This window comes from Rhodopirellula sp. UBA1907 (assembly GCF_002337565.1).
GTDB lineage: Bacteria > Planctomycetota > Planctomycetia > Pirellulales > Pirellulaceae > Rhodopirellula > Rhodopirellula europaea.
Genome location: NZ_DDGH01000107.1, coordinates 187154 through 198950, shown reverse-complemented (window position 1 = coordinate 198950; position 11797 = coordinate 187154). Strand labels below are relative to the sequence as shown.

The window sequence follows — 11797 nt, the reverse complement described above, 5'->3', positions numbered from 1 at the left end:
TGCCGACAACGTGACGCTGACCTCCGACGCCGACGCGCCGCCATTGACCAGCAGTTCCAGGTACTCCCGAATGTCCTCTTGGTCGATCAGGTCGAGCGGTCCTCGGTACCAGCGAAGGAAGCAGACCCAAGCGGAGCGATAGTTTTTGATGGTGTTGACGGAGTAAAATCGGATCCGCAACTCGCGGACCAGACATTTAACAACCAACGGCTTGGGCGGCTGAGTCGAGAGGTCGACGACGGCATGCTCGGCTTTGAATTCCGTCTCCACAGCGTCTCGCGGGGCGTCTCGGCCGCGGGCGTCGCGCCAGGGTTGGCCATTGGTATAGAGACGGGGTGCATCCGGTGCGACAAGACGAGACATGAGCTGCTCCAACAATTAAGGCGAAGACACGTTTCGCAAACGTTCAGCGAGTCGAGCGTGACAAACAATGCGAATTCATCTCGATCCGGCCCTGTTTTCGGAACAACGAATGGTAGAACAGTCTCCAAAGGCCAGATCTGTTGCTGAATCGACAACAGAATGCCGATCTGATGCGGCGGCCCCCACGCTGCCACTCTCGATCCCGGGATGAAACCTGCGAAAAACATGGCCGCCACAAGCGCAAACATTTCGCAGCCCAGCGTTCGCCCAAACGGCTCACGGGAATCAACTCCATCTTTTTTCTTGCTCATGTGTCAGGACACACTGGCAAGCTCTTTCCGCAGAACCGCCATCGTTTCGCGTTGGCGTTTTTCGACGAATCGGCGTGCCTCATCCACCCTGGCTTTGGCGGCGTCCAAGTCATTTGCCATCTGCAAAACCGTCGGGACGATGCGGTTGCGATCGGTTTCCGAATCGAGATCGAACAACCAATCCCCCAAGCCGATGTCTTCCCACATGTAGCCTTTGCTGGTTTGTTCCTCGAACCGACAAACGATCGCGGGAATGCCGTGGCCGATGCACATGATCGGTGAATGCATTTCATTGCCAAACAACCCGGCGCTCTTCCTGTAAACGCTGACCGCTTCCCCCGTCAGCCAATAATTCGGACGCCAAACGACTCGCGACAACACATCCTTTGGCAAGCGATCGATCAGCATCTCTTTTCCCACCGCCATCTGAGTGCGATCCTCCGGGCAGACCAGTACTTTGTGATCCGTTTCGCGAGCAACCTGCACGATCGCTTCGCGAAGTTGCGCATGGTCGTGTTCCTTCATCGCTTCGTTGCGAGCGTGCTTGATCGGATCAAATTTGACGTTGGGTTTGATCGTCCAATACGGCGTGTAGCGAAGGCGAGGGATGCAACACAGAAACTTCTGCGGCTCCAATCGGTTCTCCGCCAAGAAACGATCCGCCGCGGGTTCGTCTCGCAAGTCACACGCGAAAGCACCGTCGGGACCAAACTCCATCACCGGAGCGGACGCACCAAGACTCTTGGCGAGTTCCAGCGATTTGCTGTCTCGAAAGAAGACGAACCTCGCATGGTTCAACACCTCGACCGACCGAGCCATCGCCTCTTCGTTGCGGGCCGTCGTCGCCGAAGACTTCTTCATCGGGAAAGTGATGCCATAGATTCCGTATGGCTTTCCCGTTTCCTTTCGCCATCGTTCCAAGTCACGTTCGGCGACGATGGACGCTCCCGATCCGTGGAGCAGAAAATCACATTCCTGGAAAGCCCGCTTCAACTCCTCTGACCTTGGTTTGGCAATCTTCAGTTTGGGAAATTCCTTTCGCAGCAATTCCTCCACGCCGTTGTCGACGTTCGATGGCCAAAGAGTGACTTCCACCTCGGGCAGGTGCTTGCGAAGAATGCTGAGCACACCCGGCGTGTGGGCGATGTCGCCGATGTTGACGGTTTGCCAAGAAGACCGCAGCAGAACTCGTTTGGGCGTCTTTCCATCGTTGGCAGAAGCCAGCGATGGCCATAGCGAACTGCTCGTTGCGATCGCTCCTGCTGCAAGTCCCGTCCTGGCCAACCCGCTCAAGAAGGCACGTCGGTCAATGGCAGAAAACTGAGTTTCAATTTCAGAATGAGTCATCTAGAAGTGGGGCACATGAGGTGGGGACGGGCACAGAAACGTTTGTTCACGCCGGTCTTTTGAGGTGGGATTGCGGACTCCATCGTACTCCAGCAATGGAGAACAACTGGTCCTATGGAAGATGGCGAAATGACAAATTTCAAAAAAACAGCCGCATTCATGTCATGATTTGAGTTGGGCGGATAAGGAACTGATGCAAACCAATTACCAGGAGTTTTGAGTGGACGATTCAACACGCCATGCGACCCGATTGTGGACCTCGGCGCAGCCGGTGGTGGCCGCTTTCGTTGCGTCGGTGGTTCGAGATCGCCGCGATCGCGAAGACGTGCTGCAAGAGACGGCACTCGCGGTTTTGAACTCCTTCGAATCCTACGACTCCTCGCAAGCGTTCCAGGGCTGGGCAATCGGCGTCGCTCGCAACCAAATCAGTTTGTATCTGCGCCGCAGGCGACGCGACCGTTTGGTGTTCAACGAAGAAACGATTGCGAATTTGCAGTCGACGTTCGAGCAATCAGCGCCACCGGAGGAACTGGATCATCTGCCGACTTGCATCGACCAACTTCCAGGTCGCGCCCGAAAGATCTGCGAGTTGAGATATCAGAAGGGACTCAAACCGATCACGATTAGCGAACAGATTGGCATGACCGCAAACTCGGTTTCCAAAGCCTTGCAACGAATCCGAGAACAACTGCGTGAATGCATCGAAGACAAGTTCGTATCCGAGGGTGCCAACGGATGAGCACTCACATTCAAACTTTGATCGACGGCTATCTGGATGAAACCCTGACACCAGATCAATTGTCCGAATTGCAAACATGGATCAACGCGAATCCGGATCATGCGAAACGATTCGTTGACGCGGTTCACTTCGACGAACGGATGACGGCCGAACTGAGCTGGCAACAATTCACCGAACAAGATCCCGCGAAAACGGAACCGACCGAGCCAACTCCGGTATCACCCGCGAATTCTCCGCTGGGCAAACGGATGGCATGGACGATCGCTGCCACCGCAGCGGCGATCTTGTTGGTTGCCGGATGGGCCATTCGCTCGACCGATGATCCCTCGAAACCCAACCGACCGACCGGGCCCTCAGTCGCACAAACTCCTTCTGCTCCGGTGGCTCCTGACAATAGACCGGACACAACGTTCGCAACTTTGGTCCAGTCCATTGATGCGACTTGGGACGACGATCACTCTTCACAATCCGGCGACCGTTTGGACGCCCAAACCATTCGACTGCAATCAGGCATTGTGCAGGTTCAATTCGACAGCGGGGTCGAGGTCACGCTCGAAGGCCCGGCATCGTACGAATTGCAATCGATTGATCGAACCAAATTGGCCTACGGGCTTTTGTCGGCCACCGTTCCACCGGGTGCCGAAGGTTTTCGCGTTGACACGCCGTCGGCACAAGTCATCGACTTGGGAACCGCATTTGGAATCGAACTCGACCGCGATGGATTGTCCAAGGTGTCGGTCTTCGACGGGGAAGTCGAGGTGGTCACGGACAAGGACCGTCAAAAGCGTTTGCTGACCGAGGGCCAAAGCGTCGAACTGTCTTCGGACGGCAGCATGAGCGACATTGCTTTTGAAACTCAGCGTTTTGAAAAACTGTGGCCGTTCAGCTCGGGAATCGTCAAATCAACCGGCGCGTTCCGGTTCGCTCCTCCCTGGCCACGTTCTGTCAACCGTATCCAAAGTGACCGTCGCGTCTTTGTACTGCCCGAAGGCTACGCGACTCGATTGCACGCCCCTTGTTCGGTCGACATCACCCAGCCCGGCAAATACACGAAGGCGACGCAGTTGTTGCCATCGGACATTCCGACGGATCGCCGCGTGCGTTCGTTCCTATTGATGTTCAATCCCGAGGTGTCGGCCGACGCCCCGATAAACCGCCCACGCCCTCTGATTCGCGACTTGGAATTGGTCGAAGGCAGCATCACCTTTCAACAACCGATTCTTGGCGTGATCGTTCAAGACAAAACGTTGTTCGCAACCGATGGCCGGTTCTCGCTTCGCAGTGCCGCTGGCCTTCCATTCGGACAAGGTTTGGAACTGGATGCGAAACGCGTCAGCGACATCATCACGCTCAGCGAAGACCGCCGGACGATTGATCTGAGCCTGATGTCGTTTGGCCGGCGAGGCGATCACGTCCGTGTGATTGTCGACGCATCCATCCGCCCATTCTTTCCACGACGCCCCAAGTGATGAGTAGCAGCGAAGTGCCAGTTGCCATTTTGCGAACTGCCCATCGGGCCATTCCGACAAATGCGGCCGAACACTTATCACCGACCGTTCCTTTGTATCAATCCTTTTGCCCCGGTTCCCACACAGGAATTAACCATGAAGAACGCAAACAAAGCTTCGATGCAGCCTGCCAATGAACCCCCACAACGACGTCGTTTCCTAATGAAATTGCTGGCCAGCGGAACCGCCCTGCCATTGATCTCGTCGGTCGCGTTCGCTCAAAGACCCAATCAAATGGCCAAAGACGGCGAGCGTGACCCGCAAGCCCGACGACGCATGGGTGCTGGCATGCAACTGGACGCGACCAAGATCGCGGCCAAGCTGATCAAGGACCACGATAAGGATGGCGACGGTGCTCTTAACGAAAAAGAATTGGCCGCGGCACTGACCTCAATTCGCGAAGGGCGTGGGCAAGGCATGCGTGGGCGGCAAGGCCAGGGGCGAGAAGGCATGCGACCGGGAGCCGATGGGCAACGAGGCGCACGCAATCAGGACAAAGGTGTTCAGCCCAAACGCCCTGGTGAATGATCGATGCACCGGTGTGTATGACGCTGTTTGACAAACGATGGGCGGGCTATTGCAAGACGACAGACCGCAAGCCTGGACTGTTCAATCTTTGGGTTTGCAGGTCGAGGACACGGTGCAACTTTTGTCACCTCTCCCTCAACTTCGTTGGGGGAGAGGTCAGACGCGGCGTTCAGCCGTCGTTTGGGTGAGGGGGCGAATTAACTGCAATGCCAATTAACCCCGTGAGTTGCGCGAATGCCCCTCACCCGAGCAACGCCTGAAGGGCGTGCTCGACCTCTCCCCCGGCTGCGCCGGTGGAGAGGTGACTGAAGACAGAAAACCGCCTCAAGAAGCCATGCCAATTCCGGTGTCAATGCCAACGATTGGACCGTCCACCGTAAGCCTATCCCACTTTTGTCGCCGAATCCTTTTCTCTTCTCTACCAGCCTTCATGTTTGCACGTGTCGCCATGAAAACATTCATCTTTTCTATGTTGGTCGCTTCGTTGAGCGTCATCGGATCGCTCGAGTCGCGGGCTCAAGAGACCGCCGAGATCTCTCCGGAACAACTTGAGTTCTTTGAGAATCGAATTCGTCCGGTTTTGGTTCGCGAATGTTACGAGTGTCATTCGGCCGAATCAGGCAAGACACGTGGAGGTCTGCGTTTGGACACCAGGGATGGGTTGCTGTTGGGCGGTGAGTCCGGGCCATCCATCGTGCCCGGACATCCGGAAGACAGCCCCTTTTGGGATGCGGTGACGTACAACGGTTGGGAGATGCCACCGCGAGGGCAATTGCCCGACGATGTGCTGGCGGACTTCAAACGATGGATTGAAATGGGATTGCCCGATCCCCGCGTTCGCGAATCGATCACGGTGGAAACCACGATCGATCTAGAAGCCGGACGAGATCACTGGGCATTCCAAAAACCGCAAGAACAAGCACCTCCTCAAGTACAAAATCCAGACTGGGCCAAGTCGACCATCGACCGGCATGTGCTGGCGAAACTGGAAGACGATGGTTTGCAACCAGCAATTGATGCGGACGCCGCGACCTTGCTTCGTCGCCTTTCGTTCGACTTGATCGGATTGCCTCCCACCCCAGACGAAGTCCACTCCTTTCTTCGCGCGACAGCCAGGAATCGCGATGCGGCGATCGAGGCCAAGGTGGACGAACTGCTCGACAGCCCACGCTTTGGCGAACGCTGGGGACGCCACTGGATGGACGTGGCTCGCTACGCCGAATCCTGCGGCAACAGCACCAACAATACTTATCCCCATGCGTGGCGTTACCGCGATTATGTCATCGATTCTTTCAACGACGACACTCCCTACGATCGCTTCATTTCCGAACAAGTCGCTGGTGATTTGTTGCCGGTCAAAAGGGACGAACAGTGGCAAGAGAACCTGATCGCAACTGGTTTTCTGGCGATCGGAACGAAGAACCTGGTCGAGCGAAATCCGCGGCAAGTCCAAGCGGACATCATCGACGAGCAGATTGATACGGTGACCAAAGCGTTCTTGGGTTTGACCGTCGCCTGCGCCCGTTGCCACGATCACAAACTGGATCCGATTCCAACAACCGACTACTACGCGATGGCGGGAATCTTCCAAAGCACCAACACGTACTACGGAACGGCCGAGGGGATCACCAACCGCAACGCATCGGATTTATTGCAGTTGCCGATCGAGGACAAAGTACCCGCCGGCAAAACGTATTCACCAGATGAGATCGATGATCTCAACGAACGAATGCGAGACCTTCGTTCCCAGATGTCCGAAGCGGTTCGCGATCGTGACAATCCCATGCAACAACAATCGGTCATTCGACTGCGGGCTCAGATTGCATTGATCCAAGGGGTGTTGTCAGAGATTGATGACAACGGCATTCCGCGGACTCTCGCGATGGGAGTGCAAGAATCCGACTCTTGCTCAGACGCAGCGGTTCTCGTCCGCGGCGATGTGGAAACTCCGGCGCAACGCGTTCCACGTGGCTTTGTTCAAATCCTTCCGCACAGTTCCGATTTCTCGATCCCGCCCGACTCCAGTGGACGACTGGAGCTGGCCCAGTGGCTGACTTCGCCTGAGAATCCATTGACCGCCCGTGTGATGGTCAATCGCATTTGGCTGCATCTGTTTGGTGAAGGCATTGTGTCGACGCCAAACAACTGGGGACTGACCGGACAAGCTCCCTCGCATCCCGAGTTGCTGGATCACTTGGCAATCGAGTTCACCAAGGATTGGTCAGTGAAGTCAATGATCCGCGAAATTGTGTTGTCGCGAACCTATCAAATGAGTTCGCGAATGAACGAGTCGAACTACGAAGTTGATCCAGACAACCGGTTGCTTTGGCGTGCCAGCCCACGACAGTTGGATGCGGAATCGATGCGAGACGCGATCCTCGCCATCGGCGGTGGTTTGAACCTGGAACGTCCGATCGGTTCACCCCTCGCTCGCTATGGCAACAACCGAATCGGCAGGACACTCGACGCGTCGCTTTTGGACGGATTGAACGATCGACGTTCCGTGTATTTGCCAATCGTTCGCGACGCCGTGCCTCGTTCGCTCGCGTTGTTTGATTTCGCCGACCCAAGTCTTAGCAATGCGAAACGCGATGTATCGAACGTGCCGACGCAGGCATTGTTTTTAATGAACGATGAGTTTGTGTTGCAGAACGCGGAAGCACTCGGCCGTCAATTACTCGACGAACACAAAAGCATTCGCGATGGCGTCGCGGCAGCATTCTTGGCGACTTATGGCCGACCGGCGACCGACTCCGAGATCCGAAGCTGCGTGGACTTCTTCCAAGAGTTCATGGGTCCGGCTCGCAGAAGATCCAGTCGTTTTGTGCAAACACAAGAACTCGCGATGACCGCATTCTGCCAGGCGTTGATCGCTTCGGCTGAGTTCCGATGTTTGAACTGAACCATGTGGAATGGGTTTCCAGCTTGTGGAACCTCACTCACAGGCTGGAAGCCTATGCCACAGGGAATTGCCGCACCGGGCGGCTTGCGCCGCTCCGCTAAGAAGCTTCACTCCTCCACTTCGCACTCTCATCAGGTTCCATCTATGTCCGATTCAACCAATCTCTCTCGCCGCAATGCACTCAAAGCTGTCAGCAATGGATTTGGCTACCTCGCGTTTGCGGCATTGGCGACCGAGCAAGCACGTGCGAGCAATCCGCTGGAGGTGAAAGAGCCTCACTTCGAATGCAAAGCCAAACGCGTCATCTTTTTGTCGATGCGAGGTGCACCGTCTCATGTCGACACGTTTGACTACAAGCCGCAACTGACACAGGACACTGGCAAGGTCGGCAAGTACGGCGGGACCGGGCGGCTGTTGGGATCGCCTTGGGAATTTCGCCAACGAGGCGACAGTGGATTGTGGATTTCGGACTTGTTCCCCGAACTTTCCAAGCAAGCCGATGACTTGTGCTTGCTACGAGGCATGCATTGCGATCAACCCAATCATCCGCAAGCCACCACGCAAACTCACACGGGAAACTTTCAGTTCCCGCGGCCTTCGATGGGTGCGTGGACGCTTTATGGTCTCGGCACCGAAAACGAAAACTTGCCCGGGTTCATCGTTTTGAATCCGTCGCCCGGTGACAGTGGCAACTATGCCAGCTCGTTCCTGCCAGCGATCTATCAAGGAACCAAGATGAAAGCGGGCGGTCGAGGCCGTGGCGGGTTCGCTAAAAATATGATGCGACCAAACGGTGGCAATCAACCGGGACGATCACGTCGTGGAATGCAACCGGGAATGAACGGCGACCGACGCCGACGCTACGCCGAATCTCGGATGGGAATGTCAGGCGGTATGGACACGTCTATGCAGCAGCGTCCATTTGGCCGTCCCTTGCGCGATCAATTCGCTGGGCGTGATGACAGTGCGATTCCCAATTTGACAAACCGAATGTTGGATCAGGACCTGCAACGCATTCAGTTGGATCTGATACAAAACCTGAATCAAAACAAACTCGATCGAGACGGCTACCAGCCTCAAGTGGAAGGCATGATCGAATCGTTTGAGTTGGCGTATCGAATGCAATCCGAGATGCCCGAGGCGATCGACTTGTCCGATGAATCTCAGGACACGTTGGAACTGTACGGCATCAATGGTTCGGGGACGGACGACTTTGGTCGTAAGTGCTTGATGGCGAGACGTTTGGCAGAACGCGGCGTGCGATTCATCGAATGCGTGAGCCCCGGATGGGACCACCACCGCAACTTGCGAGACGAAATGGACGATCACTGTTCACAGATCGATCGCCCCATCGCAGGATTACTGCAAGACCTCAAGCAACGAGGCTTGTTGGATGAAACGTTGGTGATTTGGGCCGGTGAATTCGGCCGAACGCCACACGCTCAGAATGGCGATGGCCGTGATCACAACAACAAGGGCTACACCACATGGATGGCAGGCGGCGGAGTTCGCGGCGGATTCAGCTACGGAGCCACCGACGAACATGGTTACGAAGCCGTTGAAGGCAAATGTCACATCCACGATTGGCACGCCACGATCCTGCACATGCTAGGGCTGGATCACGAGAAGTTGACCTATCGGTATGCGGGACGCGACTTCCGGTTGACCGATGTCTTCGGAAGTGTGATCCACGAAATCGTTGGTTGATCGTTCGATCAACCGTTGCGTTGGAAACCGAGCATTCTTCCGCGAACGGGTGACCGGAAGAGGTCGTTCATGACCGTGTCGACGTGATTTGGTTTCAAGTGATGCGGCAAGACCGGTCCAATGAACGGTTTGGTCTCCGACGGTGCGAACATATCCGTCGAGCGAGACGAACGCATGACCGAATGGTCCGTCGGATCCGGTCCCTCAACGGGTTCGGATTCCAATTCAATTGTGCCCTCGTTCAACCGGACATGTTGAAGATCCAACTTCGCCGGAGTCAGGCAAGCAGCATTTCGCGATTGATCAATTTCGATGTCGAGCAGGTTGCCATCACTACCGAGGATTGGCTGCGTTGAAAACACATAGGCAACCACGGTGCCGGTTTGCTCATCGACGTTTGCGATGAGTGCGGCTTTGTTGTCCCAGATCGCGCCGGGGCGAATGTCTTCCTTTTCGATTCGCACGGACTTGGGATCAAACTCGAATCGAATCTCAGCTGCTCTTAAGTTCGGTGCGTCCTCCACTTGGATCGACGCCACGGACGCTTGCAACACAGCTTCTTGCGCCAAGACAGGCCCCGAAACGGCGGGTCCCATGGCATCCAATGACACACTTGCCATCAAGTGTCGACCTTCCAAACGCTCGGTCGTCAACACGCGACATGTTTTGGCCATCCTGGCTCCCATGTATGTTTCCGAATGGAATCTTCTGTTCACCGCGAGTGCAATGAACGCCCGGCAATTTCAATTGGAGATTGAAACTCCACTCGAACTTGGGGACTTCAATGAAAGAAGTAATCCAGGCTGAACATTTGTGTCAACGTCACTCAGCCTCACTCTGCAAGAATCAGCCGACGCAGATTCGAGTTTCATTGGGAGTGATCGAAGTGACTCCGATTGTTTTCTCGGCGGGCAATGCCAAGCCTCAACGCAGAACGCAAACAGAGATCTGTTTCATGCAATGAGCAAAAAAGCGACGCCCATTCAGCGTGAATTCAATGCTTCGCTAAAACAGATTGCTTGCAAAGACTTCATCCACCGCGGCGGTGTCATCCGAGTCGTCGTCGCTGGAACCAACCGGGGATCCCATCGCCGCCTGTGCCGTTGCGACGGTTGATGCGGTCGAAGCAACCGGCGATGTGTTTGACTCATCAACCAAAGGTTCGCCGCTGGCGGTTGAATCCGATGTCGCGGTGGTGGCCGACTCGGTCCCGCTAGCGGACGAAGTGGATGCCGCCACCACACTGGAACTAGCTGCTTCAGAACTCGTTGAACTGCTGCTAGCAGTTGATTCGGCAAAGGTGTTGATATCGCTGATTGCATCGTTCCAATTGTCGGAACCAACCGGCATCACCGTGTTGGTATGCAAGCGATTGAAGATGTACTGAGGAAGCAACCCCAGTTCGCGAAAGTTCTGGTCTTCGAGTGCAGTGCCTTCGACAAGCGTGACGGTCAGCTCGTTGACACCACTGTCCAAGTAGGCGACTGGTTGTGACTGAACAATTTCATAATCGCCGGGTGCTAAATCGGTGAACTCGTAACTGCCGTCGACATCAGTGGTTGTCTGAAATTCTGCTCCGGTGGATGTGTTGGTCAGAGTGATTGTGACGCCGGGAATGGCTTCGCCGGTCCCGACAACGTTGTCATTGTTTGCGTCCGCGTATACAAATCCAGAGATCGAGTCATCGCCGGTTGCGGCCGCGGTGATGGTGATCAAACCGTCGGTTGAGTCCGATCCGGAAACGGGTGCTGGATCGACCGAGATTTGCCCTTCGTTCAACGTGACTTGTGTCAGGTCCAACACCGTGGTGCTATCCACCACCGCGTCGTTGGCAACTGAAAACGGAAGTTCGACCAGACTGCCGGAAACGTCAGTCAACGCACTGGAGGCTGAAACAAAGATGACCACTGTTCCCGCCGCGTCGTCCACATTCGCAGTGACTTGCGTGTCGCTTCCGGTCCCCCAAATACTGCCGAAGTCGATGTCATCGGCATCCAGATCCAAAACCGACGTGTCGTAGCTCAAGCGGATTTCCGCCGCACGCACTCCGGTTGCCGAGTCAATGTTCACTGGAACAGACACGATTGCATCGGGTGCCGACGTGAGGTCATCGGGAATGTTGACCGCTGCGAGAAGACGTCGGCCTTCGAGCGATTGAATGGAAAGGCGACGGGATCGAGAAGGTTTCATCAGAGCTTGCCAGAGTCTTTCTTGTTGTTTCGATGTCTCACTCAACGATACCTCTGACGCACCAACGCACAAAAAATTTCCAGAAAAATTCTAAAAGCCCGGTGACGAAATTCGTTCGGCGTCGTCTTAAAATCACCGTGGGCTCGATTTGAGCACTCAGTTTGTCGCCAGGGACCGCGTGACAATCCAACCTCAGCAGGGA

The 11797-nt window shown here is 55.4% G+C and carries 9 protein-coding genes; 5 read left to right on the top strand and 4 right to left on the bottom strand.

Going from position 1 to position 11797, the window contains the following annotated elements; translation table 11 throughout:
• Positions 1-363 (bottom strand): phage integrase N-terminal SAM-like domain-containing protein (locus tag B2R17_RS27475; protein WP_286766508.1); only part of this gene is annotated, 363 nt, incomplete at its 3' end.
• Between the two features lie 314 nt (positions 364-677).
• A complete protein-coding gene (locus tag B2R17_RS27470; RefSeq protein ID WP_286766507.1) occupies positions 678-2021 on the bottom strand; it encodes a polysaccharide pyruvyl transferase family protein in 1344 nt (447 codons plus the stop codon).
• Between the two features lie 220 nt (positions 2022-2241).
• On the opposite strand from B2R17_RS27470, the gene B2R17_RS27465 reads away from it, so the two are divergent.
• The 5 genes from B2R17_RS27465 (at position 2242) to B2R17_RS27445 (ending at position 9405) form a co-directional block, all read left to right on the top strand.
• A complete protein-coding gene (locus tag B2R17_RS27465; protein ID WP_286766506.1) occupies positions 2242-2760 on the top strand; it encodes a sigma-70 family RNA polymerase sigma factor in 519 nt (172 codons plus the stop codon).
• Complete coding sequence (locus B2R17_RS27460; RefSeq protein WP_286766505.1) at positions 2757-4229, top strand: FecR domain-containing protein; 1473 nt, start codon at positions 2757-2759, stop codon at positions 4227-4229. Before B2R17_RS27465 ends, B2R17_RS27460 begins: the two co-directional genes overlap by 4 nt.
• Positions 4230-4364: 135 nt before the next feature.
• Positions 4365-4796 (top strand): EF-hand domain-containing protein, encoded by a 432-nt coding sequence (locus tag B2R17_RS27455; RefSeq protein WP_286766504.1) that lies wholly within the window; start codon positions 4365-4367, stop codon positions 4794-4796.
• 430 nt (positions 4797-5226) lie between these two features.
• Complete coding sequence (locus tag B2R17_RS27450; protein ID WP_339886638.1) at positions 5227-7698, top strand: PSD1 and planctomycete cytochrome C domain-containing protein; 2472 nt, start codon at positions 5227-5229, stop codon at positions 7696-7698.
• A gap of 144 nt (positions 7699-7842) precedes the next feature.
• Positions 7843-9405, top strand: a complete 1563-nt coding sequence (locus B2R17_RS27445; RefSeq protein ID WP_286766502.1) for a DUF1501 domain-containing protein — start codon at positions 7843-7845, stop codon at positions 9403-9405.
• Between the two features lie 8 nt (positions 9406-9413).
• On the opposite strand, the gene B2R17_RS27440 is transcribed toward B2R17_RS27445, so the two are convergent.
• Together B2R17_RS27440 and B2R17_RS27435 are read right to left on the bottom strand one after the other, a co-directional pair.
• Complete coding sequence (locus tag B2R17_RS27440) at positions 9414-10079, bottom strand: fibrinogen-binding protein (RefSeq protein ID WP_286766501.1); 666 nt, start codon at positions 10077-10079, stop codon at positions 9414-9416.
• A gap of 331 nt (positions 10080-10410) precedes the next feature.
• Positions 10411-11595 carry a cohesin domain-containing protein gene (locus tag B2R17_RS27435; protein ID WP_286766500.1) on the bottom strand — a complete coding sequence of 395 codons (1185 nt, stop codon included), beginning with the start codon at positions 11593-11595 and terminating at the stop codon, positions 10411-10413.
• Between the last annotated feature and the right edge of the window lie 202 nt (positions 11596-11797).